The organism is Dechloromonas sp. CZR5 (assembly GCF_008711155.1).
Taxonomy (GTDB): Bacteria; Pseudomonadota; Gammaproteobacteria; order Burkholderiales; family Rhodocyclaceae; genus Azonexus.
Window position 1 is genome coordinate 55250 of record NZ_VUYQ01000002.1, and the last position, 24536, is coordinate 79785.

The 24536-nt window shown below is 61.2% G+C and carries 29 protein-coding genes; 5 read left to right on the forward strand and 24 right to left on the reverse strand.

All coding sequences use genetic code 11. The features are described from left to right. Positions 1–13: 13 nt before the first annotated feature. The 17 genes from F1002_RS05230 to F1002_RS05305 form a co-directional block, all read right to left on the reverse strand. Complete coding sequence (locus tag F1002_RS05230) at positions 14–2719, reverse strand: phage tail protein (RefSeq protein ID WP_150427999.1); 2706 nt, start codon at positions 2717–2719, stop codon at positions 14–16. Beyond that, entirely contained in the window at positions 2719–3360 is a 642-nt protein-coding gene (locus F1002_RS05235; protein WP_150428000.1) for a DUF6441 family protein, read from the reverse strand. Before F1002_RS05235 ends, F1002_RS05230 begins: the two co-directional genes overlap by 1 nt. A 3-nt stretch (positions 3361–3363) precedes the next feature. Next, positions 3364–3519 carry a hypothetical protein gene (locus tag F1002_RS20935; RefSeq protein WP_009521710.1) on the reverse strand — a complete coding sequence of 52 codons (156 nt, stop codon included), beginning with the start codon at positions 3517–3519 and terminating at the stop codon, positions 3364–3366. A gap of 29 nt (positions 3520–3548) precedes the next feature. Continuing rightward, a complete protein-coding gene (locus F1002_RS05240; protein ID WP_150428001.1) occupies positions 3549–3950 on the reverse strand; it encodes a hypothetical protein in 402 nt (133 codons plus the stop codon). Next, positions 3950–4702, reverse strand: a complete 753-nt coding sequence (locus tag F1002_RS05245) for a hypothetical protein (protein ID WP_150428002.1) — start codon at positions 4700–4702, stop codon at positions 3950–3952. Before F1002_RS05245 ends, F1002_RS05240 begins: the two co-directional genes overlap by 1 nt. A 2-nt stretch (positions 4703–4704) precedes the next feature. Further along, a complete protein-coding gene (locus F1002_RS05250) occupies positions 4705–4917 on the reverse strand; it encodes a hypothetical protein (RefSeq protein WP_150428003.1) in 213 nt (70 codons plus the stop codon). A gap of 7 nt (positions 4918–4924) precedes the next feature. Continuing rightward, entirely contained in the window at positions 4925–5350 is a 426-nt protein-coding gene (locus F1002_RS05255; RefSeq protein WP_029043079.1) for a hypothetical protein, read from the reverse strand. 10 nt (positions 5351–5360) lie between these two features. Then, complete coding sequence (locus F1002_RS05260) at positions 5361–5564, reverse strand: hypothetical protein (protein WP_223879476.1); 204 nt, start codon at positions 5562–5564, stop codon at positions 5361–5363. A gap of 74 nt (positions 5565–5638) precedes the next feature. Beyond that, on the reverse strand, positions 5639–6661 hold the full coding sequence (locus F1002_RS05265; protein ID WP_020200538.1) for a major capsid protein: 1023 nt from the start codon (positions 6659–6661) through the stop codon (positions 5639–5641). 87 nt (positions 6662–6748) lie between these two features. Continuing rightward, positions 6749–7126 (reverse strand): head decoration protein, encoded by a 378-nt coding sequence (locus F1002_RS05270; RefSeq protein WP_020200539.1) that lies wholly within the window; start codon positions 7124–7126, stop codon positions 6749–6751. Positions 7127–7129: 3 nt separating this feature from the next. Then, positions 7130–8437, reverse strand: a complete 1308-nt coding sequence (locus tag F1002_RS05275; protein ID WP_020200540.1) for a S49 family peptidase — start codon at positions 8435–8437, stop codon at positions 7130–7132. Between the two features lies 1 nt (position 8438). Then, positions 8439–9953, reverse strand: coding sequence for a phage portal protein (locus F1002_RS05280; RefSeq protein ID WP_223879477.1), 1515 nt, complete (start codon positions 9951–9953; stop codon positions 8439–8441). 20 nt (positions 9954–9973) lie between these two features. Further along, positions 9974–10195, reverse strand: coding sequence for a phage head-tail joining protein (locus F1002_RS05285; protein WP_009521720.1), 222 nt, complete (start codon positions 10193–10195; stop codon positions 9974–9976). Continuing rightward, entirely contained in the window at positions 10195–10587 is a 393-nt protein-coding gene (locus F1002_RS05290; RefSeq protein ID WP_020200542.1) for a hypothetical protein, read from the reverse strand. The genes F1002_RS05285 and F1002_RS05290 overlap by 1 nt, the downstream gene beginning before the upstream one ends. Further along, complete coding sequence (locus tag F1002_RS05295; RefSeq protein ID WP_020200543.1) at positions 10587–11078, reverse strand: hypothetical protein; 492 nt, start codon at positions 11076–11078, stop codon at positions 10587–10589. Before F1002_RS05295 ends, F1002_RS05290 begins: the two co-directional genes overlap by 1 nt. Positions 11079–11095: 17 nt before the next feature. Further along, positions 11096–13051: a phage terminase large subunit family protein gene (locus F1002_RS05300; RefSeq protein ID WP_223879478.1), complete on the reverse strand. Its 1956-nt coding sequence runs from the start codon at positions 13049–13051 to the stop codon at positions 11096–11098. A gap of 5 nt (positions 13052–13056) precedes the next feature. Continuing rightward, positions 13057–13605, reverse strand: a complete 549-nt coding sequence (locus F1002_RS05305; protein WP_029043081.1) for a hypothetical protein — start codon at positions 13603–13605, stop codon at positions 13057–13059. Positions 13606–13722: 117 nt separating this feature from the next. Between F1002_RS05305 and F1002_RS05310 the strand changes: the two genes are divergently transcribed. The 4 genes from F1002_RS05310 to F1002_RS05325 all read left to right on the forward strand — a co-directional run bounded on the left by F1002_RS05310 (position 13723) and on the right by F1002_RS05325 (position 15527). Beyond that, positions 13723–13920, forward strand: a complete 198-nt coding sequence (locus F1002_RS05310) for a hypothetical protein (protein ID WP_020200546.1) — start codon at positions 13723–13725, stop codon at positions 13918–13920. A 94-nt stretch (positions 13921–14014) separates the two neighbouring features. Continuing rightward, positions 14015–14578 (forward strand): DUF3489 domain-containing protein, encoded by a 564-nt coding sequence (locus F1002_RS05315; RefSeq protein WP_020200547.1) that lies wholly within the window; start codon positions 14015–14017, stop codon positions 14576–14578. 129 nt (positions 14579–14707) lie between these two features. After that, on the forward strand, positions 14708–15067 hold the full coding sequence (locus tag F1002_RS05320; RefSeq protein WP_020200548.1) for a hypothetical protein: 360 nt from the start codon (positions 14708–14710) through the stop codon (positions 15065–15067). 97 nt (positions 15068–15164) lie between these two features. Further along, positions 15165–15527 (forward strand): hypothetical protein, encoded by a 363-nt coding sequence (locus F1002_RS05325; protein ID WP_020200549.1) that lies wholly within the window; start codon positions 15165–15167, stop codon positions 15525–15527. Between the two features lie 237 nt (positions 15528–15764). Here F1002_RS05325 and F1002_RS05330 read toward each other — a convergent pair whose 3' ends face one another. From F1002_RS05330 to phnC, 5 genes are read right to left on the reverse strand one after another with little or no spacing between them, the layout of a single operon-like run. Continuing rightward, positions 15765–16649, reverse strand: coding sequence for a LysR family transcriptional regulator (locus F1002_RS05330; protein ID WP_004629222.1), 885 nt, complete (start codon positions 16647–16649; stop codon positions 15765–15767). Then, complete coding sequence (locus tag F1002_RS05335) at positions 16646–17656, reverse strand: phosphonate dehydrogenase (RefSeq protein ID WP_029043082.1); 1011 nt, start codon at positions 17654–17656, stop codon at positions 16646–16648. The genes F1002_RS05330 and F1002_RS05335 overlap by 4 nt, the downstream gene beginning before the upstream one ends. Before the next feature lie 24 nt (positions 17657–17680). Then, positions 17681–18478: a phosphonate ABC transporter, permease protein PhnE gene (gene phnE, locus F1002_RS05340; RefSeq protein ID WP_009238668.1), complete on the reverse strand. Its 798-nt coding sequence runs from the start codon at positions 18476–18478 to the stop codon at positions 17681–17683. A 12-nt stretch (positions 18479–18490) separates the two neighbouring features. Continuing rightward, positions 18491–19351 (reverse strand): phosphate/phosphite/phosphonate ABC transporter substrate-binding protein, encoded by an 861-nt coding sequence (gene phnD / locus F1002_RS05345; protein ID WP_004629229.1) that lies wholly within the window; start codon positions 19349–19351, stop codon positions 18491–18493. A 2-nt stretch (positions 19352–19353) separates the two neighbouring features. Beyond that, a complete protein-coding gene (gene phnC / locus F1002_RS05350) occupies positions 19354–20262 on the reverse strand; it encodes a phosphonate ABC transporter ATP-binding protein (protein WP_370452114.1) in 909 nt (302 codons plus the stop codon). A 199-nt stretch (positions 20263–20461) separates the two neighbouring features. Between phnC and F1002_RS05355 the strand changes: the two genes are divergently transcribed. Continuing rightward, positions 20462–21640, forward strand: a complete 1179-nt coding sequence (locus tag F1002_RS05355; RefSeq protein WP_020200554.1) for a hypothetical protein — start codon at positions 20462–20464, stop codon at positions 21638–21640. 223 nt (positions 21641–21863) lie between these two features. Here F1002_RS05355 and F1002_RS05365 read toward each other — a convergent pair whose 3' ends face one another. Together F1002_RS05365 and F1002_RS05370 are read right to left on the reverse strand one after the other, a co-directional pair. Beyond that, a complete protein-coding gene (locus F1002_RS05365) occupies positions 21864–23105 on the reverse strand; it encodes a site-specific DNA-methyltransferase (RefSeq protein ID WP_029043083.1) in 1242 nt (413 codons plus the stop codon). Beyond that, positions 23102–24535: a site-specific DNA-methyltransferase gene (locus F1002_RS05370; protein ID WP_020200556.1), complete on the reverse strand. Its 1434-nt coding sequence runs from the start codon at positions 24533–24535 to the stop codon at positions 23102–23104. The genes F1002_RS05365 and F1002_RS05370 overlap by 4 nt, the downstream gene beginning before the upstream one ends. Position 24536: the final 1 nt, after the last annotated feature.

Here is a 24536-nt window from a genome sequence, read left to right on the forward strand (position 1 = left end):
TTTCCCCTGAAATTCAGCCTTGCAGCGCCGCACGGATGGCCCGTGCATTGCGCCCGATGATGTTGACGATGACTTTCTCTCCGGCAGGCGACTGCAGGTGGTCGTGGGTGACACCCGGATCGACCGCGTTGACGATGCGCACGGCCTGATTCATCTGCGGCTGCGCGGGCGGCACTTTCACCTCCGGTACCAGTCCGCCCGCTGCGAAGGCCAATTCGCCACCCTTGAAACGCGGGCCTGCCGACAAGCCGTTGAGCGAATCGAGGAAGGCCACACCGACCTGGCGCACGGCGGCAGCACGCACTACGTACTCGCCTGCTGAGAGACGCGCCGGGATCGAATCCGATGTAGCGCTGCCCGGCCCGGAGACCAGACCGCCGCCCGCGAACTTCTTGATGCCGCCCAAGAGCGCCATGACCGCGGCGACCATCGCCACCATTGCGGCAATGGCCAGTCCCGGGCCAACGATGGGAATCGAGGCTTGCGAGGCTGCCGCCCCGGCTCCTGCCTTGGCTGCATCCATCGACACCACGGCGGTGGTTTCGGTGGTCTTTTGCGCGACCTTGGCGGCGCTGGCCGCCGCATCGACGGTCTGCTCCTGCTGGATGAAGCCGAGCTTGAGCGCCAGCATCCGCGCCTGCATGGCGATCCACTGCTGGAAGGGCTGGATCACGATTTGCTGCAGGAAGGCATCGGCCACCTGCTGAAAGATGCTCGCCAAGGCACTGCGCCAGGTCTGCGCGCCGGTGATCATCCCGTTGAGCGCACCGCCGAAGCTCTCGCCGATGCGATTCCACAGCGGGGCCATTTCATCGACGGTGAGCTTGGTGCGATCCAGCTCGTTGCGCCACGCCTGCACGCGAATCACCGCATCCGGCCCGATGGCCTGCGCGGCTTGCTGCATGGTCGGCAACAGGCGCTCCATCTCGGTGGCCGATTGCTGTTGCAGGGCCACGATCTGCTGACGCGCCTGTGCTTCGGTTAGCAGCCCAGCTTGCTGCTGGGTCTGGATGGCCTCCTGCGCATTGCGCAGACGCTCGGTGACCTGCCGCCATTGGGCTTCGAGCGCCGCCAGATTGGCCTGCGCCGCCTTCACGTTGATCAGTCGATCGACTAGCGACACACCGTCGGCGTCGCTTTCTGCCGCCAGTCGTGCCCGAAGATCACGGTAGCTGCGCTCGATGGCGGCTTGTCGGTCAGCATCGGTAGCCGTGCCGGTGATCTGAGCCAGTTCCTCACGCGCCTGCGCCAAGGCATCGGCCAGCTCACGCTCGGCTTGCGCGGCCTTACGCGCATTTGCCTGCTCGATGTCCGTGCGCCGATTGTTGAGCGTGATGAGGTCGGCTTCCGCCTTGGCCACTTCGGCCTTGGCACGCAGGCGGTCGTTTTCCGATTTGCCCGTAGTGGCGACTTGCTGACTGCGGGCCAGCTCCTGCTGCTTGCGGGCAATCTCGGCATCGACCTCGCGTTGCTCGATGGCTGTTTTCTGCGTGTAGTAGTCGCGCACCGAAACCAGACGGTCTTCGAGTGCAGCGTCCAGCGCAGTTTGTTGCCGGGTCAGACCGTCCCTGAGCAGGGCGAACTCGGCGTCCAGCTGCGCTTTTATCAGCGTGGTTTGCGCGCCGGTCGTGTCCTGCGCAGGCTTGGCGGCCTTGGGCTTGGTCAGGCGTTGAAGCAGTTCCGGATCGGCCTGGATCTTGGGTGCCTTGACCTCGATGGGCTTGGGGTCGAACAGGCTGTCACGGAAGGACGCCAGTTCATCCAGCCGTTTGACCAGATTGCCTTTGAGGTCGGCAATGATGGCCTTGGCCCCATCGGTGTTGCCCTTGAGCGCCTCGACCGCCGCCGCCACACCGGCACCAATGGCCTCGCCCAAGGCGACGAAGGCCTTGCCGACGGTGGCGGCACCGAGCGCCAGGGTCTTGAGCACCAGCACCACGCCATCCAGGATCGCGCGCAGTGTGCCGCCTTGCTTGGCCGACTCGACCATGCCACCGGCCATATCGTTCAGGGCGGGCAGCAAGGACGCGATGATCTGGTTACCGATGCTGGTGGTGGCCAGTTTCAGCTTGTCGAGCGCATCGTTAAAGTTGCCCGCCTGCGCCGCAGTCTCACTACTCATCTGCACGCCGAGCGCCTGCATCTCGGCGGCGAGCTCATTGATGCCGTCGCGCCCCTGATTCAGAAACGGGATCAGCTCGGCTCCCGACTTGCCGAACAGTTGCACGGCCAGGGCGGTTTTCTCCGCGCCATCGGGCATGGCCTTGAAGCGCTCGGCCAGATCGAGCAGCACCTGATCGGTGGCTCGCAGGGTGCCGTCCTGGTTCTTGAACTCGACACCCACGGCGGAGAATCCGCGCGCGGCATCTTCCGACCCAGTCGCGGCTTCCAGCATCGTGGTGGACAGCTTGCGCAGCCCCTTCTCGAACGATTCGCCGGACACTCCGGACTGCTCGGCTGCCGGTTTCCATACCGACAGGGTCTCGACGCTGACACCGACACGTTGCGACATCTCGTCCAGCGCATCACCAGTGTCGATGGCCGATTTGACCATCGCGGTCAGACCGGCCACAGAGACAGCCACGCCGAGGTTGGCCAGCACGCCATTGACGCTCTTGGCGGTGTCGGTCAGGCCACCCAAGCCCCGCTTGATCGAGTCGAAGGCGGTCTTGGTCTGGTCGACGGCACTGATCAGGATTTGGGCACGATTGCTTGCCATCAGACTTTGTCCAGTTCTTGTTGAATCGCCCGCGCCAAGGCAGGTAGTGCGCGTTGCACGCCACCCGCCAGATTCAGTCGTCGTTTGAGATCGACGCGCTTGACCAGCACGGCGATGGGAATCTCCTGGCCACGCTTGATCTGCTTGGCCCCGGTACGACCACGCTCGGCACGCTTGAAGCGGCCCAGCTGCCCGGCGTTCTCTTTGATGTTCTCGGCCATCAGCAGCACGCGTCCGTTCTTCTCGATGAAGAAGGCATTGCCCGAGCGCATCAGGCCATCGATGACCGCCTTGAAGCGCTTGGGGCCGATGCGCCCGGGCAGCAGCGGTATCAGCAAATTGCCGCTCACCGTGCCGCCTTTTTCATGCAGACCGAGCCAAGGAATCTTGCTGCCGACCAGCAAGGCGGGCAGCAGTTCGGGCTTCTTGTCGAACACCTTCACGCCCATCGAAGAGATGAATCTGTTGCGCTTGACGGTGAAAGCACTGCGCATCTCGGATCGCGCCGCATCACGCACTTCACGCCCGCCCGATTGCATGCCCTTGGCGACAGCGGTGTGGATGGCACGACGCCGCTCGGTGCTCCACGCCGCCAACTGGCGCGGGTCCAACAAGCCGGTGGTGGTGAGCGAGAGGCGCATGGGTCAGTCCTTGAGCAGATCGCGTTGCAGTTGTTCGATGCCTCGCTTCTCGCCCTGTGCTGCCACGGCATGAATGCCGAGCAGCTGGGCAAGTTGCTGCCGTTCGATCTGTCCGTCGGCATCCAGAAAGGCTTGCGCCTGCGTGAGCGTGTAGGCCATCACGTCGCCCAGGCGGTGCCCGGTGCGGATCAGGCGGGCGACGGCACTGTCCCAGCCGAGGTCGTCAGTGAACGCAGCGTCGGCGCGAGTCGCTGGGCCGCACCCTGAATCGCCGGGACGACATGCGCCACGAAAAAATCCGCGTTCACCTCGAACACGGCGGCGGCCAGTTGCACAGCGTCCTCCAGCGACAGGTCGTTGATCCACGCGCGTTCACGCCGGGTGGTGATGGCCAGCAAATCCAACACGGCATCGCCATGCCGTCCCAGCAGCGCCATCCAGTCCGGATCACTGGTGATTTCCTCGGCCAGCGGGCGCACCACGGCCAGCAGCCGTGGCAACTCACCCAGCCGGATCGGCGTCAGTTCCAGCGCGGTGCCGGACAGCGTCACGACCACAGGCTCAGGGGGGAATGTCTTGAAGCCGTCCATCACAGCAGCACCAGACGGCCGAACTGACCGAGATCACCACCGACTGGCTTGGTCAGATCCGCCAGTACCTGGCCCGACAGCTCGAACTTCAGCAGTTCGTCCGTGATGATCGAGAGTTCCTTGGCCGGGTTGATGGCCACGCGGTAGAGGTCGATCACCACCTCGCGGTTGCCGTCGGCGGTGTTGAGCCCCTCGAAGCGAATCCAGCGCTCGGGCAGTGGCTGGGTGAACATCGCCGTGCTCTGCGCCGCGCCATAGGCGTAATCGACGGTGAACGGCTCGGTGTACGGGCCGCCCGACGTGGCATCCAGCACCACCAGTGAACCGTGTTTGGCATTGACGCTGTAGTGGCTGACCGGGAGCGTCTTGGGCGTGACGTCCGAGTCCTGGATCTGCACGGCGGACACGTTCTGCATGGCCAGCGGATACAGACTGCCCGGGGTGACCGGGTTGGGCAGCAGTTCACCGGTCACCGTACCGGGGGTGATCGTGGTCGTGGTGCCGTAGAGCGCGAGCGCAAGATTGGTGGCGATCAGTTCTTCCAGCGTGCAGGCGAATTCACCTTTCTTGGTCTTGATGAGCTGCAGGTCGGTCAGGCGCTGGCCCGACTGCGCTTCCTGGTGCTCGATGGTGTCTACTGACAGCGAGACCTTCAGCTCGGGCACGTTGCCGACGAAAGTCAGTCCAGCCGGGTTGCCGAATTCATCGCGTGCGCCGATGTAGACGCGGCCTTGTCCAGAAAAGTAAGCCATGTTCAGTCTCCTTGGGTGGCTGCAGTTGTGGAAACACCGGACGTGGCATCACGGCGGGTGGGTTTGGAATCAGTGGCGGGGGTGGCCGCTTTGGCCGTGCCTTGTGCGATCAGCCAACGGGCGCTGGCGTCATTCAGATCAAGGCGATCACCTACGAAGAGGCGCTTGCCTGCGTGGGTATGGGGTTTCAGTAGCTCGATGGAGAGGGTTTGCATAAGGTGTTCATCCTGTTTGGGTGAGATCGATGGCGTGGGTGCGGTAGCGGATTTCGTAGCGGGCGGGCAGCGCGACGGCCCCGGCGTCGGCGTCGTCGAACTCCCATTCGCAGTCGATCTCGCGCACGGCGATGGCCAGACCGCCCAGATTCGGGTCGGCGAGCATTGCCGCGTGGGCCGCGACCAGCGTCTGGTCGGCGACGTCGAAGGCATCCGCACCGCGTGCCACCACGGCAAGCCGGACGATCAGCAGCCGGTCGACCAGGTGGTTGGCGTGGGCGGTGATGCTGTCGCCATCGACGAACAGCAGCAGCGCTGGACTGGCCTCGCGGGTGACCGGTACGGCAGGCATGCGTAGCACCGGTGTCGGGGCAATCGCAGATGCCAGGCGCGTGACGATCTCCCGCAAGACGCGCTCGCGGACGGAGTTCATGGGGAGTTCCTCAGAGTTGGGAGAGCGAGGCGCGACGCTCGGTGCCGTCGCCGATGGCGCGCACGTCGCGCACCTGATAGGTATTGCCTGCCACCTCGACGGTGTCCCCGGCTGCCAGCGTCAGCCAGGACGCCGGGTAGTCGATCTGGTAGTCCCGCGACAGCGCAAAACCATCCAGCACGGTTTCGTCGGGGGCACGGAAGGCGCAGTGCACGGTGCTGCCCGCCACCGTGACGGCGGTCAGCAGTCCTGCACTTCGGGCCGCCTCGTACAACGTCGCGACATCCATCAGGCAGCAACGAGCTTGATCAGCACGCCAGGGCGATGGCACATCGGCAGCGGGTTGCTCTGCGTGTGCAGATCAGTGCCCCGGTCGAACTTGCGTGGCTCCTGCTTGGCATACAGTGGCTGGCCGATGGTGTTCACGGTCTCGTTGAAGTCCGCTGGCGCGAAGTAGGTCGCGAAGGTATCCACCGTGCCGACCGGGAAGGCATGGGCTTCCCCTGCGGCAATGAAGCGGCGCGACCCCAGCGTGCCGTCGGCCTGCACAAAGGACGCCTGGCCACGGTATTCCTCGAAGGTGATGCCGCTGTAGCTGAAGCCCGAGCGCATGTCGTTGATCAGCACTGCGCCCTGCTGCCAGTTCTGGTAGGCGGTCTTGACCTCCTTGTGGGTGGTCAGTGCCCGGAAGAACTCGGTCGAGCACAGCACATGCACGCCGGTCGAGAACTCGCCAGTGAGCCCATCTTCCATGAGGCCCAGCAACTCGAGGCAGGCAGTCTTGATTTGCCCGTTGTCGGCCGCCGTCGAAAACTCGAAGGACACCGATTGCGCAGTGATGTCGAACTCGTCGAACAGATCGACGAGCTCACTGCCATCAGCGTCGAGGATCTTGCCTTTGAGCGCACCCATGCGCAGATGCTCCAGGGTGATCGCGTGCTTGTTGCGCATGGTCTCCAGATGGCGGGCCATGACACCGCCGATGGCTTCCATTTCGGTTTCGGAACCGAAGGCGCGCAGTCCTTGCACTTCCTCGGGCAGCACCACGTCGTCGTGGGGGATGTGCGGGATCACGAAGGAGCGCAGGTTGCGCTTGCCACGCTCACCCACCGTGCCGGGCGAACCGGGCGCCCGGGTGGGCAGCAGATTCAGACGACCGGCGTACTCCTCGACGATGATCTGCCGGGTGCGCACCGGCTTGGCCGGGAACAGGTTGAGTTGCTCCAGCCGCCCATAGCGGTTGGGCAGGAGGTTGATGGCGGCCGTCAGGCTGGCCATCGAAAAGCCGGGGTTTTCAAAAGGGTTCTGCATTTGGGATCTCCAGAAATGACGAAACCCGCCAGCGGCGGGTTTTGGGGGGAGTGAAACGGAGCGTTGGAAGTGCGTCAGGCGCGGGTTTTAGGCACTCTCGCGGGCCAGGACTCCACGTTCTGCGAGTTGCTTGATGGCAGCCACTTTGTGCGCAGTGCTGATGCCGGTCGGCCAGACCAATGCGCCGCGCGCGACGATGGCGTGGCGGGCGATCAGGATCGCGTCCTCACGGTCGATCAGCGTCGCATCGACGTCATTGCCGAGCACGCCAACGGCGGTTTCCGTGCCGTCCGAGGCGCTCGGGTCGAGGGCCTTGAGCTTGGCGGTAGCCGTTTCGCGACCCACCACGGTGCCCAGCGACAGGTTCTGCGCGGCCGCGACGGTGTCCTGGTCACGCGAGTAGAGATTCGGCGCTTCGTACTTCAACAGGTCGCCGAGATTCTTGGGTTGAGAGACAGTGGGCATGGCTTACTCCTTGGCGGTGAGCTTCTTGACGGCAGCGACCACCGGACTGTTTTCCGGGCGCTGAATGGTTCCTGCCTCTGCGGTGATGCGCGAGGCGATTTCGGGTTGGTCGGCACGGGCGTCGAGCAAGGCGCGGCGCACCTGCGCTTCCGAGAAGCCTGCTGCGAGGAATTCCGCCGTGCGTTGGGATTGGCCCGCGATCAGGCACATCTCTGCAATGGCCTGAGCTTGGCCGCGCCCGCTGGCGAACGACTGCGCCAATGCGGCTTGGGCGGCAGGCGTCGGTTCAAGATCGCTGTCGGTCTGCGACTGGTCGCCCTGTGGGTCGGTGTCGGCCGGACGCTTAAGGTTTTCGTGGTCGTCTTTGGGGTCGGTCATGGTGTTCTCCAGGGTGAAAGGTTTGCTTCGGGGCGGGTTTGAAATGGATTGAGTGGACAAGCTTCGCGGCGAGGCGCGGGCCACGCCAGGCTGCGCCAACCGCTGCTTGGCCGCCAACGCGTCGGTGAACTCGGTCATCACCGCATCAAACGGCATCACCGCGTCGGCGAGGCCTGCTGCCACCGCCTGCTCGCCATAGAACAGCCCCGCCTCGGTGGCGCGCACGGCATCCGGATCGATGCCGCGCATCTGTCCGACCTGATTCACGAAGATGTCGTAGAGGCGATCCACCTCGGTCTGCAACGCGGTGGTGGCCTGGGGGGTGAGTGGCTCGTGCGGGGAGAAATCGTTCTTGTGGCTGCCCGCGAAGACAGCGGTGTAGTTCAGGCCGTCCTTGGCGTCCTTCACCGACTGGTCGACGTGTAGCGCGATCACGCCAATCGACCCAACGCCAGCGGTCTGCGACAGCGTCAGGCGTTGGCAGGCAGCCGCGATGGCAAAAGCCGCCGAGTACGCGGCATCGTTGGCGTGCGCCCAGATCGGCTTGATGGTGCTGGCGGCGCGGATGCGCTCGGCCAACTCGAACACACCCGAGGCCTCGCCCCCGGGCGAGTCCAAATCGAGCAGGATGCCCGCCACCTGCGGGTCGGCCAGCGCGGCATCCAGTCGGGCTTCGATCTCGCCGTAGGACATCAGGCCAGAGGCGGCTTCGATACCCATCGAACGTCTGACCAGCGTGCCGACCACCGGGATGACGGCAATGCCCGCCTGACCCGATGTGGCGTTCTGGCGCGGCATGGGCAGCGGCATCGCCATGTCCAGATCGGGCAAGCCGATGCGGGAACCCAGCACGGAGAGGATCACGTCGAGTTTGGGACGCGCAATGAGGAGCGGCGTCCCGTAGAGGCGGGACGCCAGATGAACGAGTTGCATGTCAGTTGTCCTGTTGGTCTTGCGGCACGGCCACTGTGGCGGCCGCATTCATGGGCGCGCCCAATGTCGATGGTTGGGGCGCTTTGTCATGGCGCGGGTCGGAGTCGAAGACCAGACCGAGCGCATCGGCACGCTGGTTGTCGGCGGCGATCTCGCGGTCGATGTCCTCGGCGTCGTAGCCGAAGGCCGAGATGGCTTCCGAGCGAGACAGCAGCCCGGCGCGAATGGCGGTCAGCATCGCGTCGAATTCCTTCTTGGGATCGACCCACTGCCAACCCTGTGGAATCCATTTGGCCGCGAAGTAGTCGCGCTTCTTCTCGGTGAACTGCGGCAGCGCCAGCGCGCCTTCAAGTAGCGCCTGCTCCATCCAGGCACGCCAGATCGGGCGGCACAGCTGGTGGACGATCACGCCGTGCTGGATGGCCTCACAGCGGCGGCGAAATTCCAGCAACCCGGCCCGGATCGACGAGTAGTTCACTTGCGTCAGGTCGCCGGTCAGCATCTCGTAGGTGATGCCCATCGCCGCTGCCACCGCCCGGAACTGCATGCGCAGGAATTCGGCGTAGCTCGCGCCAACGTCGGCAGGCTGACTGAACTTCACGTCCTCGCCGGGCTCCAGGATCTGCATCGTGCCCGGCTCCAGCCCGGCCAATGCTGCACCACTGGCATCCGGCAGTCCCTCACCCATCAGGTTGTCCTCAGGTGACAGGCGCGTGATGAAGCCCGCGAACATCGCGGCGGTTTTCTTGCGCACGAGCTCGGCGTCGTCGTACTGGTCGAGTTCGTTGAGCTTGACCAGTGCGCGCGCCAGCCACGGTTCTCCCCGGATCTGTCCGGGCCGCAAGGGACGAAACAGGTGAATGATTTCGCTGGCCGGGACACGCACTGTGTCGAGACCGCCCACCACGCCACCAGTGCCCGACATCGGAGCCAGTGAGCCATCACCCGGGTGTGAGCGATACAGGTGGTAAGCCACCCGCCGTCCGAGCTTGTCGAATTCGATGCCCGCACGGATCACATTTCCCGAAGCCAATTCCTGATTCAGCGTGGCTGGCAGGTGTTCGGGTTCGAGCAACTGCAATTGCAGGCCCACCGGCAGGCCATCTTCCGGGCGGCGATAGCGCAGCCGCACCAGACATTCCCCGCCTTCGAGCATGGCGCGACAGGCCAAGGCCTGCAGTCCGTAGAAATCAGTCAGTCCGGCGGCATCGGCCTCCTCGCACCAGTCCCACCACAGGCTATGAATGGCTTCACGCAAGGGCTGATCAGCCAGCATGCTCTGCGGCTTGATGCCGGTGCCGATGGCGTTCGAGACAAAGGCCTCGACGCCTGCCGCTGCCCAGGCATTGCGGCGTACCAGATCGCGGCTCTTGGCGCGCAATTCGTTCTGGGTGAACGCCAGCGCTGCAACCGCACCGGGATTGCCAATCTGCCACGCCAGGGCGCGACGGCCACCACCGATACCGTCATAGAACGGGGTGCCGCCAAGCAGACTCATGCCGACGCGTCTACGCATTCGGTCAAACCATCGCATGTTCAGAACCCTTTGCCGGTGGTGACCCGGATCTGGCGTGGCGCGCCAGGCCACAGTCCGGTGTCCACGGCCTGCTCGAAGAGGTCGCGCTTGACCGCCGCAATGGCAGCCTGGAGTTCATCGACGCTGCGGTACTCGACGGTCTTGTCGCCAAAGGTCACGCGCTTTTCGCCCTTGACAAGCGCCGCTTCCAGTGCGTCGAGGTGTGCTTGTGTGTAGGCCATCAGCGGAACACCGTAAGGTTGATTTCGGAGGAGTCGTCGAACGATGCGGCCGTGGTGGCGCAACTGATGTCGACGTACTGGGCGGTCTTCAGGTCGGTGCTGGATCGCACGATGGCAATGCGCTGCGTGCCACTGTTGGTGCTGCTGCGGGCGAGTGCCGTCCAGCAATAGTTGGCGTCGGGCATGGCAACGGTGAAGGTCACGCGGTAGCGACCCGCCGCCGTCCGGGTCACGCTGGCCACGTTGTGCGACGACCGCACGACGATCTGGTTGCCGACGTAGCCGAAGCACACCCACGCCCGGGCCAGACCGGGGTGGGTTGCGTCGATCTTGGTCTTGACCTCGAGCCCGACACGACTGGCCAGCGCACTGATGCGCGATGCGAGGCTCATCAGACAAGCACCCCCACAAAGACCGCGACAAAATCGGTGTCGGTGTTGCCGACATCACTGGCCGCGACGGCACCGATGTTGCTGCGCGCCTGGAGTTGTTCGGCGACGGTCAGCGACTGCGCCGCATCGAAGCGCACGCGGTTGTTCACGGCAGCGAGCAGCGCATCCAGACCACTGGTGCCGTTCTGCAGCAGTTGCTGGATTTCCACCAGCGTGTCGTACGCGGCATCGGCACCGCCCAAGATCTCGGTCTTGAGCGCATCGAGCAGCGAGACGATTTTGTTGGACGAGTACGTGGTCGTGGCCGCGACGTGCGCATCGTCGATCACCGCCGACGACACCACGGCGGCTTTCAGTTCGTTGATGGCCGCGACCAGATTCGACTTATCGGTGGTGGTGAGGTTGGCCAGGTTGCCTGCCTTGGCGCGGACGTCGTTGAACTCCTGCGCGACGCGGATGACCAGACTTTCGATACGGGTAGCAAGACTCATGTTTTCTCCTTGATGTGTCAGGACAGCCAGCGGCTTTTGATCACGCGCCGACCGGTGTTACGGTTGCCAGAAACAGCGAGGCCACCGCGTTGGGTGGCCTCGTTGATCGATTCAGTAGGTGTTTCAAGGGCTGGCGGACTAGACAGCCCCAGTTGTCGCTCCAGTTCCCGCCAGTGGCGTTCCTCGAAGCGATCCAGTCCCGCCGCCGATGCAGCCGCGCGGGCGTAGACGTAGCAGTCGAGCGCCTCATTGCGCTCACGCATCTTTTGCCACTCACGCACCGGGAAGCCGTTGCGGTCGCGGCGGGTGATCAGTTGTTCCGCGCAGAGTTGCTGGATGAACTCAGCATCGATCTTGGGCAGATGGACGAACCCGGCCGGGAACACCGTGGTCAATCCGTCCTCGCCAACATCGGCGCTCTTGCGCAGGTTGTTGTAGAACTCGAGCTTGGCGATGCTGACCGCCACCGAGTACACCTTGATGCCCCGGCGCAGCTTCTTTCCACCCTGCGAGACATCGATGGCGGTCGGCGTGCCGATCAAGGCTGCACCACGAGGTACCCCCTTGACCGCCATCACACGCGAATCGCGGCAAGCCCGCACAAAGGCGTAGGCCTCCTGCGTCGCAAAGCCGGTATCCAAGGCAAAACGCACCAGCGGCATCGCCGCGCCGGAGGCGTGTGTCCAGGTTTCGGCCAGCATTTCAGCAAGGCGCTTCCATACCGCGTCGCGGGCGGTGTCACCCATCAGCACGCGGTGCTCAACCAGCCAGGACTCCTTGCCGCGCCCAAAGGCCCAGACCGACGCCTCGATGCGATCTTTCTGCACGTCGGCCGCGCCGACCAAGAGCAGACCGCCTTGCGGCACGCTGCCGACGCGGTAGTCCTCGCGGCGTTCGACCAGTCGTTGCCAGTCCGGCGCTTCGCCTTCCTCGACCCAGGTTTCACCCAACTCGGTGTTCTTGAAGGTCTTGATGGCGGCGGCCGATCCCGACTCTTTACTGACGGCGGCCTCCCACGCAGCGGCGATCTCTCGCCACGAACGCCAGCCCACCGGGCTGTACAGCGACGACAGGTGGAAGCCTGCCGTCTTACCCGCGCCATCGGTGATCATCGCGCGCCACTCGCCGTGCTCCAGCATCCACGTCTTGTGGTGCTCGGCAATCGCGGTGTCACATGACTCGCAGATGTAGGCGGCGGTCTCCGGTTGCCCTCTGTCCCAACGCAGCTGCTCGAAACGCAGCCACTGACGGTGGGAGCAATGCGGACACGGCACAAAGTAGCGACGTTGGTCACTGGCCTCGTACTCGCGCTCGATAGCCGATGCCCCTGAGATCGTCGGCGTCGAGACGATGAAGATCTTGCGCCGCGCGAAGGTGCGTGTACGCGCCTCGGCCAGCGAGATCGCATCCCCTTCACCCTCAACGTCCAACGGATAGCCGTCGACCTCGTCGAGAAACAGATACCGCACCGGCATCGAGCGCAGTCCGACCGCGCTGTTGGCCCCAGTCATCACGAGCACGCCACCCCGGAACTCCTTGGCCAGGATGGTGTTGCCGGAATCCCGGCTGCGCGCCGGTGCAATCAGTTCGGCCAATGCCGATGACTCTTCGATCAGCGGATCAATCCGCTGCTTGGAGTTGCGCTTGGCCATCTCTACTGTTGGCCACACCGCCATCATCGGGCCCGGCGCGTGGTGGATCACGTAGCCGATCCAGTTCGATCCCATCTCCGTCGCGCCAAGCTGGGCGGCTTTCATGAACACGACGCGCTCGACCGGGGAGGTCGGCGACAGGCAATCCATGATTGCTTTCAGGTACGGCGTGCGGCTGGTGCGCCAGCGCCCCGGTTCGGCAGATGCCTTACTGGAGAGCATCCGGTGGCGATCTGACCATTCGGACACGGTGAGCAGCGGGTCTGGAGTCAGCCCTTCGCGCCACGCGCGTTCGATTTCTGCCGCGCCTTCGTAATCCATGTCCATCAATCCACCCTCGGGCGCATCTCGCCCAGTTCCTGCAGGTGCTCACGCACCGCCGCCTCCAAGGCGATGTGCATCGTGTGGGGATCGACGCCGAGCTTGGCTGCCATTTGTGCCGAGATGCGTGCGGGCCAGTTGAGCCACGCATCGCGTTCGGAGCGCGCCAGCTTGAAGACATGGGCGATGGCCTGCGGCCGATCCACCAGCTCGCCCTTGAGTCGGGCCAGACGCACCTTGTTGGTTTGCGCCTTGACCACTTCGTTGACCGTCCGCGCTTGCAACAAGGACGTGCCACCTGCTGCGGATGTTGCCAATGAGGCTGCTTGCCCGTCTCCTGTGGCCCCGCTGGATTCCTGGACGGCGACCTTGACCGCGCGGGTGGCCGTGCCATTGCGCGGTGCATCGGAATTGCGCGCCCACTCGCGGTCGACGCGCTCGGCATCAATCGTTCCGTCTGCCTCCGGCGTGATCCGCCCAGCAGCGATGGCCTTGCGCACCGCTGCATCGGACACCCCTCGGTGGCGTGCGTAGGCACGAATCGAAATACCCATATTTCCCCTTCGGGGCACCTTCAATCATTTGTTCGTCATTCCTTCGGATTGAGCTTGGCTTCCATCTGGAACAGCGCGTTCATACGTTCGTCATCAACACCATGAAAGGACACGGACATGAGCAAGCTCGAACAACTCCTGACCCAGATCGCGCAAAACAAGCTGGGCATCGAAACCCTGGAAACCCGCCGCTCAGACAGCCTCGATTTCCACGATGTGGCGGTCTGGTGCCTACGCGATGCGCTTGAAGCCGCCTTCAACGCGGGTCTCGAGCAGGGGCGCAATGCCAACCCGCCAGACAAGGCCAACACCTGATTGCGAAGCGAAGAAGCCAAGCAAAAAGCGCTTGGCTTCACTTGAGAACAGCGCGTTCATCACATCACCGTCCACCACATCGAAGGAGCAAAACATGACCACCACTCAACTGACCCCTGCCCAGCACGCGATCCTGGCCCACGCGGTTGAACACACCAGCGGCAAGATCGACTGGTTCCCCGACAACATCAAAGGCGGCGCACGCAAGAAGGTGCTCGACGGACTTTTCAACCGCGCACTAATCACAACCGACGGCACCAACTGGTTTGTCGCTGCGGAGGGCTACGACGCCCTGGGCATTCCGCGTCCCGACGTGAACAGGAAGGGCATCGGTCAGTTCGAAGCCAATCTCGACCGGATCATCGCCAACGCTGAAGGCGCGCCTGCGGCCGCGAGCGATCCCGAACTGGAAGCCGCCGTAACCGCCGCAGAAGCAACGTGGGTCAAGCCGCGCACCCGCGAGAACAGCAAGCAGGCCGAAGTGATCCGGATGCTGCAACGCCCCGAGGGCGCAACCATCGGCCAGATCTGCACCGCCACCGGTTGGCAGGCGCACACGGTGCGCGGCACCTTCGCCGGAGCCTTCAAGAAAAAGCTCGGCCTGAACATCGTCTCGGACAAGCCGAAGGGTGGCGAGCGGATCTACCGCATCGCCTGAAAACGAGCACAGCGAGTTTCGGCGAAGCCAAAAAGATGGCGAGAGGAGCCATGAATAGCTTGGCTTCTCTCCCCACCAGCGCGTTCATACAGATGTCGTGATTGACGACGCCATACCAGGAAAACCGCCATGAGCACCATGACCATCACCATCGAACGCACCCCACGCACTCTGCAGTTCGCAGGCCAAAGCCTCCAGGTCGAAGAGTTGAGCATCCGCCTACCGTTTGCACGCAAACCTGCCGACCTCGGCGAACCGGGCGGGAGCGACCAGCACAATGTCTACGTCACCGAGACCAAGGAGCTCACCCCTGCCGAATTCGACGCCTTTGGGCGCAGCCTGCTGGTGTCACGCGACTGGCTGCGTGGCAAGGGTGGCGGCACTGGCGACGGCTACCTCTGCGTCGAGGTCACTGCTCCCGGACGCCCTTACCTCTACGTCAATCCCGAGGGCGGTGATTACGCCCGCTACGTAGCCCGTCTCGGGTAAGCGAAATTGATCGAGAAAGAGGCCAGGAACAGCTTGGCTTCTCAATCGAACAGCGCGTTACTACAGGTGTCGCAACGATCAACCCGGAGAAGACACCATGACCACCAACCAGATACCCACCACCCAGAACGAAGCCTGGGGTTTTTGGGGCACGATGAACGAACACGCCAGCGCCGCATGGCCCCTGGCCATGAACGCCATTTCGGACGCCACCCACCAGCCCCTCGAATCGGTGCGGACCTTCCTCGACAGCCGTCACGGACGCCACTTTGCCGACGACGTCCAGAACGGCTTGTACCAAGGCCAAGCCTTGCAGGATGCGATCAAGGCCGCCACCCAACGTTGGATGGGCTGGACGATTGGCCGCCAGACCAGCAAGCAGTACGGCATCCCGCGCGGCCTGCCTTACCTGACAGGCTTTGTGATCCACTGCGAAATCTGCGAAGAGCTGGCTGCCTGATGAAAACGCCCGCCACCGAACGGGAGCAGGCACTGCGTTGGCTGACTGCCAACCGGCGTCCAGACATCTCCATCGAGCAGGCTGTGCTGGTAATGTGCATTGCACTGCCCTGAGATCTCAGCGCGGTTATCCGTAATCTGCGATTGATTCGTGCTTTTGCAATGCTGTATCGAAACGGCCTAGTAGTATTGCCTGCTCCAAATGACTGCGTTCGGCCAGAAGCAGACATTCGTTTTGCTATTTATATTCTATTGAGCCTAAATCCGGAGAATGGAGAATCAAATCTGCAAGGCTTGCCACCGGACCGCTTAACGAAGTTTCTGAGCGATGTACGAGATAAAGATCTTTGTAAACATCTTCTTCAATCGGAATTGCATGTAACCATCCGCTTGCCTGTTCATGCTTGACCGCGCTTTCCATCACAAGCGAGATTCCTAGCCCTGCGTGGACCGCGTGTTTGACCGCCTCGGTGCTACCTAACTGCATACCCACTGTGAACTCTGCCGAGTCGGCACCGGCATATTGTTGTAGTAGGCGCCCAGTTCCGGTAGCCGCTTCGCCTCCAAGCAAGTTCTGGGATTTTAACCACTTAAGTGGAATGGTCGACTCGGCAGCCCAAGGATGGCCGGGGCGAACAATGACAACCATCCTCTCGCGCCGCCATACTGTTGAGACGAACCCAGGACGTGAGTCCCACCACTCCATTACCGCTACATCCACTTCAAGCGTTTCCAGCAAAGCGGCAATCTCGATATTTTTGCCGATCCTCACATCGATCTTGTTTGCTAATTTATCTTGGAGCGCCTTGATATAGGGTTGTAAAAGATAAATGCCGATATTGGAGCTTGCACCAACGACCAGGCTTTTATTGTGGAGGGCTGCCGTAGCCTTATGGCTAGTACGGAGCAATTGTTCCGCATAGGGGAAAAAAATCTTTCCCTCCAATGTCAGGCTTTGCGGCATTGTTGCGCGGTCAATCAGCCGGGCCTGCAAAGACTGCTCCAGCCGCTTGATATGCTGCGTTACTGTTGGCTGGGACAATCCAGTTTGCTTCGCCGCTTCGCGAAAGCCCCCGCATTTGACGACGGCAATGAACGTCGCCACACGCTCCAGATCTATCACGCCGCCTTTACTCCCGGATACGGCAGATTAATCGCGCCCATCGGTTTTTCACCAGCGAGTGCCTGGATGATGTTCATCGCTGCCTGCCGCTCGATTTCAAGCCGAACTTCCTTGACCGCCGATCCCAAATGCGGCGTAAAAAACGTTTGTGCCGTATTGTCGAGCAGCGCCTTGGGGATAGCCTGCGGGCGATCAGCGCGTATCCATTCTTCCATCTCGAAGACATCGGCTGCATATCCAGCTAGTTTTCCAGACGCCAGTGCTGCTATCACCGCATTCTCATCCACGACCGAGCCGCGACATGCATTGATCAGGTAGCTACCGGTTTTCATCTTGGCCAACGCGGTGGCATCGATCAGATGCAGTGTCTCTGCGGCCATCGGAACCATCGGCACGACATAATCACATTTTTCGAGCAGTTCATCGAGCGTGACGCGCTGTACGTGCCAAGCCTTTTCTTGTTCGGCATTGAGCGGAATCGGATCGCAATACAAGAGATTCATTTCAAAGCCAGCCAAGCGCTGGGCGATTGCACGGCCGACCGCCCCCATACCAATGATGCCAAGCGTTTTTCCTGTCAAACCAGAGCCATATAGTGTCGGCCGCCAGCCTTGGAAGTGTCCGCTACGGATTTGCCTATCGCCTTCCAGCATATGCCTTGTCAAACCGAGAAGAAGGCCGATAGTCAGTTCAGCGGTCGGGATCGTAAGCAAATCCGGCACAATCGTAAGCCATACACCGTGGCGTGTGCAGGCGTTGACATCGAAGTTATCATAGCCTTTAAGCGCGGCGCCGATGACACGCAGCTTTGGACATTCCTCGAGAAACGCGCTGTCGATGCTGTCCGGCATGAAAGCCATGAGTGCATCCGCATCTTTGGCTCGCGCAATTACCTCAGAACGCGGCAAGGTTTCCCGTGTGGTGTTGGGGATAACATCGGCGCTAGCGGACAACAATTCGATGATTTCCGGGTGCACCCAGTGGGTGAGGACGACTTTGGGCTTCATAAAAACCTTTGTAAGCTTTGGGAGTTATTTGAACTTGCGACGCAGGAAGGAGCTGAAGGCGTCGACGAGGGTAACCATGCCTAAAATAACCAGCAAAATAGCCGAGACATCCTGGTATTGCATGATGCGCAGAGAGCCCATCAGCTCGAACCCGATTCCACCGGCGCCGACCATGCCCATCACGGTCGAAGCACGGAAGTTGTATTCCCATCGATAGATCGCGGTATCGGCCATTTGCGGAAGCACTTGGGGAAAGATCCCATGAAAAATCACCTGCAATGGCGTGCAGCCCGCTGCATGCGCGGCTTCTACCGGTGCCGGATCGGCATGTTCGATCGATTCCGAAAAAAATTTGGCGATCATGCCAACCGAATGTAAGCCTAGGGCTAAAACACCCGGCAATGCGCCGAAGCCAACGGCTGCCACGAACAGGATGCCCATGATCAGTTCGGGTATCGATCGCAAAGCGTTTAACAGGCCGCGTGTGGCTTGATACACGAGTGGATGAGGGCTAGTATTCCGCGCGGCGAGCACTCCTAAGGGAATGGATAGCAATACCGCGATTGCCGTGCCGGCGATACTCATGGCCAAGGTATCCAGTACCGGTTTGACCCAGGTGCCAGCCTGCGAGAAGTTCGGTGGGAACATCTCGCCGGCAATTTTTACCAGGCTTGGCATGCCATCCTTCAATCGCTCGGCATCAAATAGGCCGACGTAATACCAGCAACCGATCACAATCGCCAGCACAACGGCAAACTGCAGTATCGTGCGGTTCCATACGCGCTGGCGCTCGGCCAGAATCAAACCAAAATCAGCTTGCATGCTGTCGCTCACTTAGAACTTCGACAGATCGAGCTTGAGCAGTGTGCCAAGGCTGCGCACCACGTCATAGTCTTTGTCGCTGATCGGGCCGAAACCATCGGCTTTGAAAGGTTTCAGGACTTCCGGATCTTTGAGATTCAAGAAGGCTGCACGGATCTTTTCCTTCAGTTCCGGCTTCAGATTGCTGCGCATGGTCCACGGGTATTGCGGATATGGCTTCGATTCGGCAAGAACTTTTACTTTGTTGGGATCGACCAGTCCGCGCTGAACCAGGGATTCAAAAATCGGCTTACTCAAGCCGCCAGCCTGCGCGTGACCGTTTTGCACGGCCATGGCCACCGCGTCATGCGCACCGGCAAAGTGTTCGCGATAGTTTTCGCCGGCTTTCAAACCGTTTTCCGCCAATATCGACTTCGGAATCAAATGGCTGGAGGTGGATGCCTTATCACCGTAAGCGACATTCTTGTTGACGATATCACTGATTTTGGCGATGCCGGCGCCAGTATTGGCGATCAATACGGACTGGTAGGTAGTGCTACCCTTTTGCTTCATCGCTGCGAATGGCTCGATGTCGCTCTTTTGCTTAGCCAGCACATACGACAAGGGGCCAAAATATGCCATGTCGATACGGCCGTGACGCATGGCTTCGATCATTGACGAGTAATCAGTGGTAACCACCAGCTCAATTTTCTTTCCCAGCTCTTTTTCCAGATAGATTTCGAGCGGCTTGTTGTTTTTAATTACGGTCGATGCGTTTTCGTCCGGCAGCAGCGCAACTTTGAGCGTTTCTGGATCGGGATTGGATGATGCATGGCCAATGCTGCAGACGGCGGCAAGCAAGACAGACATTAATGCGGATGCGAGTTTTTTCATAATCAATCCTTTACGGTAGCAAGTTGCATGGGAAATGAAGTATCGATAAGCCGTTCCTCTCGAGCGTCTTGTGGAACGCTCAAAGAAGAACGGGGTACTTGTTCATACAGCGTGTCGTAACTGGCTTGATCCAAAGTCTGCGGGGCGGCATCAAAAATGACTCGGCCATGGGACAGGCCAATAATACGGTCGGCATAACGTTGAGCGAGGTCTACCTGATGCAGGCTGACGACCGCCGAAATCCCGTCCTCTTTACAAATGCGGTGCAGCAGACTTAGCACTCGCTCTGCAGTAGCAGGATCGAGGCTGGCTACCGGTTCATCAGCCAACACCAGTTTAGGTTGCTGAGCCAGAGCCCGGGCAATACCGATGCGTTGCTGCTGGCCGCCGCTCAATGCGTCGACACGGCTTAAGGCTTTGTGCAATAAGCCGACTCGGTCCAGACTTTGCAGGCATATGGATTGATCCTTCGCCGGGAGGGGGAATAGACTGCGTAATGCCGTGTGGTAGCCCATTCGGCCCATCGAAACGTTTTGCAAAGCCGTCAGTCGGCCAATCAATTGATGCTGTTGAAACACCATGCCAGTCTGTCGGCGATGCATGCGCAATGCACGCGAGTTCGCCAAATTTCCTAAGCCGGCGACAATGGTGGTGCCGCGCTGCGACGCATGCAGCGAGTTAATACAGCGAAGTAGCGTGGATTTTCCAGCGCCGGAAGATCCGAGCAATACGGTGAACTGTCCCTGATGGAGTTTGAGAGTGGTGGGATACAGTGCAATCGCATCACCATAACTGACTGAGACATTCTGTAGTTCGATCATGACACCTCCGGCAGATTTGAATTCGTAATCAAAAATGATGACCTGATTACGAATCTGAATTGCAGCGATGGTAATGTCGTGATATGACACCCTGATGACTCGTTGATGTCATTTTTGTGACATGGTCGCGGGTGCCTGTGAGGGAAATAAGTTGTGCTATCTATGCCAAATATAGACGTCTGCTATCGGCCAGGAGTGGACGCTGGTCAGCGACCGCTAAGTGGTCAGGTGCTATGGTGATCGTGAGTGATCGTCCTAGCTCATTAAACGTACTAGACCACAATTCCGCATGTCCCTCACTGACTTCCAAACACTTGTTCTTGATGAAGGGCTCGCCGAATGGTTCGCCAACCACGGCGGCGCCAGCGCGAGCACCATTGCTGAGAAGCTCTCGGTGTCACATGAGCAAGCACTGGCAGCGGTTGAGGAGCTTGCGCATCTGGGCTATGGCACCCTAAATCGTGACGTAAAGCTGGTCGCGCTGAGCTTCGACCCCGCCAACCCTAGTGGTGGCTTTACCCAGAGGCCATTCACGACCCACATCTTCTTCCCCTCCAGGGGCGCGCTGCGTCGGGCCTTCTACGCTTCTGAACTACCGGCACAAAACCTAACCGAGTACGTTGTAAGACTGCACCTCGGTACTCAGCAGATTGAACTCATCTTCTTCTCCGAGGAGGTTCTATCTCGCTACTTTGATCATCCGGAGCTGTACGACATTAGTGACAGTCTCGCCGGCGGAGAGATCAACGCACGTGGGGAAGATGTTGACGATCGTTATCTGTATGTCAGGTATGGCAAATGCCGACTTCGAGACGGAAGAATTGCAGTCACTGCGATCTGCAAGGATCTTGCTGACATGGGAGTGTTGGAGCAAAGGTACTGGCACTCCCATGAACTGGTAAAGCCAGACTTGGAGTCCAGCGATCCCAACTTCCAGGCCTTTCTCGGCAGAACCTACGATGGATCTTGGGTCGAGTACCCTGACCCCATCGCCGATTTGATCGCCGCAATGCGATCTCTGAACTCGATCGTGTCGCCCGGCGCGCTTTTCACTCGACTCGAGAACGTTCACCTTCGCGCGCCAGTTGAGCAAACGTACAAGTCCTTCTGCGACTGCGCTAGCGAGCTCTACAAGATCATTGGCCCCGACGCACTCTCTCAGGCGACCATGAAGGACATTCTCCAAAATAGGTTGGGGTTGTCTGCATCCGACTTTGTGCATCATCAGTCAAAGCGCCCCCTCAGCAGCAGCCAGCTGCTGGCGTTGCTTGAGCAGCAGTTCAAGCTACCTGGCAGTCTGTCGGAGGTCCTTCGTAAGGTATCTGCGCTCCGAGTCGATGCTGATCACAAGATCCTAAATCGGGACGAGAAGCCGTCTACGTACTCAGAACAATTCGCCGCGTTGTGCAGCCAAGCTACCGCAGCCGTCGAGGAGCTTGCCGGAGCGCTGACGCCGTCAACCGAATGATGCCTAACTCTGCGTTGGGCGGCTGCTTTCAGTCGCGCTACTGACCAAAGGCGAAAGGCCACTCTGGGTCGATCTGAGCCGCTCACCTATTTTTTGGTGAGCAAGGAATGGAAACCACCTTGGTGCACCGCAGCAAGCAGTTTAGGCATAAACCGCAGATTGCGGATACCCATCCTCCGGCGCATCGCCGAGGAAGAAGATGCCAGGCAGCCCGGCCAGCCATTCAACTGGCGCACACTTCCTGGTCTGCTGCCTCGCGGATGGCCGTCTGGCCGGTGAAGTCCTCCCACCGGCGCACGATCACATCCACGTACTTCGGATCGAGTTCGATCAGCCGCGCGACGCGACCTGACTTTTCGGCCGCAATCAGCGTTGTGCCAGAACCACCGAACGGATCGAGCACCACGTTACCCGGGCGGCTCGAATTGCGGATGGCTCGCTCGACCAGCTCCACCGGCTTCATCGTCGGATGCAGATCGTTCTTCTGCGGCTTCTTGATCGCCCACACATCGCCCTGATCGCGGTCACCACACCAGTGGCGTTGCGCACCCTCGGGCCATCCGTACAAGATCGGTTCGTACTGGCGCTGGTAGTCGGCACGGCCCAGCGTGAAGGTGTTCTTGGCCCAGATGATGAACGTCGACCACTTGCCACCGGCGGCGCGAAAGGCGGCCTGCAGCACATCCAGCTCGCTGGATGACATCGCCACATAGATGCCGCCCCGGCAGTTCGCCACGGTGGGCGTCAATGCTGCCAACAGGAAGTCGTAGAAGCCATCGCCCAAGTTGTCGTTGAGGATCGCGCGGTCCTTGCCGCGCATCTTGTCCTTGGCGCTGTTGGCATAGTTCACGTTGTACGGCGGGTCGGTGAAGACCATGTCTGCCATGTCGCCTCGCATCAGCCGGGCATAGCTCTCTGCCACGGTCGAGTCACCGCACAGCAGTCGGTGCTGGCCCATGATCCAGACATCGCCCGGGCGCGATATTGGAATTTCGCCAACCTCCGGTACCGCGTCCTCATCGGTCTGCCCCTCGTTGTCCGGCTCGTCGCCCGCGATCAGTTCGGCCAGCGCGTCGGCGTCGAAGCCTGTGATGTCCAGATCGAAACCTTTCAGCTGCAAAGCCTCAAGTTCGATCCGCAACATCGCGTCATCCCAACCAGCGTTCTCCGCGATGCGGTTGTCTGCGATGACCAAGGCGCGGCGCTGGGTCGGGCTCAGGTGATCCAGTACGACCACGGGCACGATTTCCAGCCCGAGTTTCTGCGCAGCGGCCAAGCGGCCATGCCCAGCGACGATGACGCCGTCACTGCCCGCAAGGATCGGATTGGTGAAGCCAAACTCGGCAATCGATGCAGCGATCTGCGCCACCTGGTCATCCGAGTGCGTCCGCGCATTGCGGGCATAGGGCAGCAGTTTGGCTGTAGGCCACTGCTCGATCTTGTCTGCCAACCAGGACGCGCTCATTGTTCGACCTCCGAGGTCGCCAGCCGTTCTGTGGCCACGTCGTCGAAGGACTGGCCCGATTTGATTCCAAAGCCTGCGATGAGCGTGACCGGCACGCCGGGGTGGTTTTGCTGAAAGCGCTTGATGGCCACGTCCACGTACTCCGGTGCAACTTCCACACTGCGGCAGATCCGGCCAGTGCGTTGCGCGGCCAGCATCGTCGTGCCACTGCCACCGAAGGGCTCGAACACGACGTCACCCGAATCGGTGTAAGCCTTGATCGCAAACTCCGGCAATGCCACCGGGAACACGGCCGGGTGATCAATGTCCTGCCCGATCTTGCCCTTGTGGCGCATCACGCGAATCACCGAATCGGGGATGCGGGTGTCCTGCGTCGGCTGACCCTTGTGCGTCCAGCCGCCGACCTCGCCATCCTTACCACGCATCGCTGTGGACGACCCGTCAGCGCGCAGGTGCGATTCCTGGCCTGCGTGCTTGCAAGGCACGATCTTGTTGGGTTTGCGGGTGCTGCGATTGAAGTGGAAAACAAACTCGAAGCTGGGAGCTAATCGGCCCTGCCAGTCGCCGGGCATGCCTGGCCCCTGATCCCAGACGTACCACGCGAAGCGCCGCCACCCTTGCTGACGCATCCAGGACAGCCAGCCGTCCCAATAGGGGATGACTTCGTTGTCGCGGTGGATCAGCCCAAGATTGACCAACACCTGTCCGGCGTCCGTTATCGGCAGATGTGCGAACACACCGCGCATCAGTGCATCCCAATCGACAATGCCGCCGGAGGTGTAGTTGCGCTGGTTGCCATACGGCGGCGAGGTGAAGCAAAGCTGCGCGGTGTCACCCTGCATCAGCGTGGCGACCACGGCTGGGTCGGTGGCGTCGCCACAGATCAAGCGGTGCGAGCCGATGGCCCAGACATCTCCCTCGCGCGACACCGCCACCACTGGCGTGTCAGGTACGTCATCGGTCGTATCGAGTTCATCGGCGTTTGCACCATCCTGCGCCGCCGGTTCACCTTCAGTCGACGGGGCATCTGCCAGCAGCGCATCGATCTCGATGTTCTCGAAGCCGGTCAGCGCCAGTTCGAAACCCGCTTCGGAAAGCTCCGCCAGTTCGAGCGCCAACATCTCCTCATCCCAGCCAGCGTCAAGCGCCAGCCGGTTGTCGGCGATGACCAAGGCGCGCTTTTGCGCGGTGGTGAGATGGGCCAGTTCGATCACCGGCACCTGATCCAGCCCCAGCTTGCGTGCAGCAGCCAAACGACCGTGGCCCGCGATGATGCCGTTGTCGCCATCAACCAGTACCGGGTTCGTCCAGCCATATTCGACGATGCTGGCGGCGATCTTGGTGATCTGCGCATCGGAATGTGTGCGCGGATTGCGGGCGTAGGGAATCAGCGCCTCGACCTTGCGGTACTCGACGTTGAGCGTATTCAAA

What these genes read in the sequence shown, in the direction of transcription:
- F1002_RS05230 (WP_150427999.1), bottom strand. Translation starts at nt 2,719, where the DNA reads ATGGCAAGCAATCGTGCCCAAATCCTGATCAGTGCCGTCGACCAGACC.
- F1002_RS05235 (WP_150428000.1), bottom strand. Translation starts at nt 3,360, where the DNA reads ATGCGCCTCTCGCTCACCACCACCGGCTTGTTGGACCCGCGCCAGTTG.
- F1002_RS20935 (WP_009521710.1), bottom strand. Translation starts at nt 3,519, where the DNA reads ATGGCCTACACGCTCACGCAGGCGCAAGCCTTTCTGGATGCCGACGGA.
- F1002_RS05240 (WP_150428001.1), bottom strand. Translation starts at nt 3,950, where the DNA reads ATGGACGGCTTCAAGACATTCCCCCCTGAGCCTGTGGTCGTGACGCTG.
- F1002_RS05245 (WP_150428002.1), bottom strand. Translation starts at nt 4,702, where the DNA reads ATGGCTTACTTTTCTGGACAAGGCCGCGTCTACATCGGCGCACGCGAT.
- F1002_RS05250 (WP_150428003.1), bottom strand. Translation starts at nt 4,917, where the DNA reads ATGCAAACCCTCTCCATCGAGCTACTGAAACCCCATACCCACGCAGGC.
- F1002_RS05255 (WP_029043079.1), bottom strand. Translation starts at nt 5,350, where the DNA reads ATGAACTCCGTCCGCGAGCGCGTCTTGCGGGAGATCGTCACGCGCCTG.
- F1002_RS05265 (WP_020200538.1), bottom strand. Translation starts at nt 6,661, where the DNA reads ATGCAGAACCCTTTTGAAAACCCCGGCTTTTCGATGGCCAGCCTGACG.
- F1002_RS05270 (WP_020200539.1), bottom strand. Translation starts at nt 7,126, where the DNA reads ATGCCCACTGTCTCTCAACCCAAGAATCTCGGCGACCTGTTGAAGTAC.
- F1002_RS05275 (WP_020200540.1), bottom strand. Translation starts at nt 8,437, where the DNA reads ATGCAACTCGTTCATCTGGCGTCCCGCCTCTACGGGACGCCGCTCCTC.
- F1002_RS05280 (WP_223879477.1), bottom strand. Translation starts at nt 9,953, where the DNA reads ATGCGTAGACGCGTCGGCATGAGTCTGCTTGGCGGCACCCCGTTCTAT.
- F1002_RS05285 (WP_009521720.1), bottom strand. Translation starts at nt 10,195, where the DNA reads ATGGCCTACACACAAGCACACCTCGACGCACTGGAAGCGGCGCTTGTC.
- F1002_RS05290 (WP_020200542.1), bottom strand. Translation starts at nt 10,587, where the DNA reads ATGAGCCTCGCATCGCGCATCAGTGCGCTGGCCAGTCGTGTCGGGCTC.
- F1002_RS05295 (WP_020200543.1), bottom strand. Translation starts at nt 11,078, where the DNA reads ATGAGTCTTGCTACCCGTATCGAAAGTCTGGTCATCCGCGTCGCGCAG.
- F1002_RS05300 (WP_223879478.1), bottom strand. Translation starts at nt 13,051, where the DNA reads ATGGATTACGAAGGCGCGGCAGAAATCGAACGCGCGTGGCGCGAAGGG.
- F1002_RS05305 (WP_029043081.1), bottom strand. Translation starts at nt 13,605, where the DNA reads ATGGGTATTTCGATTCGTGCCTACGCACGCCACCGAGGGGTGTCCGAT.
- F1002_RS05310 (WP_020200546.1), top strand. Translation starts at nt 13,723, where the DNA reads ATGAGCAAGCTCGAACAACTCCTGACCCAGATCGCGCAAAACAAGCTG.
- F1002_RS05315 (WP_020200547.1), top strand. Translation starts at nt 14,015, where the DNA reads ATGACCACCACTCAACTGACCCCTGCCCAGCACGCGATCCTGGCCCAC.
- F1002_RS05320 (WP_020200548.1), top strand. Translation starts at nt 14,708, where the DNA reads ATGAGCACCATGACCATCACCATCGAACGCACCCCACGCACTCTGCAG.
- F1002_RS05325 (WP_020200549.1), top strand. Translation starts at nt 15,165, where the DNA reads ATGACCACCAACCAGATACCCACCACCCAGAACGAAGCCTGGGGTTTT.
- F1002_RS05335 (WP_029043082.1), bottom strand. Translation starts at nt 17,656, where the DNA reads ATGAAGCCCAAAGTCGTCCTCACCCACTGGGTGCACCCGGAAATCATC.
- phnE (WP_009238668.1), bottom strand. Translation starts at nt 18,478, where the DNA reads ATGCAAGCTGATTTTGGTTTGATTCTGGCCGAGCGCCAGCGCGTATGG.
- phnD (WP_004629229.1), bottom strand. Translation starts at nt 19,351, where the DNA reads ATGAAAAAACTCGCATCCGCATTAATGTCTGTCTTGCTTGCCGCCGTC.
- F1002_RS05355 (WP_020200554.1), top strand. Translation starts at nt 20,462, where the DNA reads ATGTCCCTCACTGACTTCCAAACACTTGTTCTTGATGAAGGGCTCGCC.
- F1002_RS05365 (WP_029043083.1), bottom strand. Translation starts at nt 23,105, where the DNA reads ATGAGCGCGTCCTGGTTGGCAGACAAGATCGAGCAGTGGCCTACAGCC.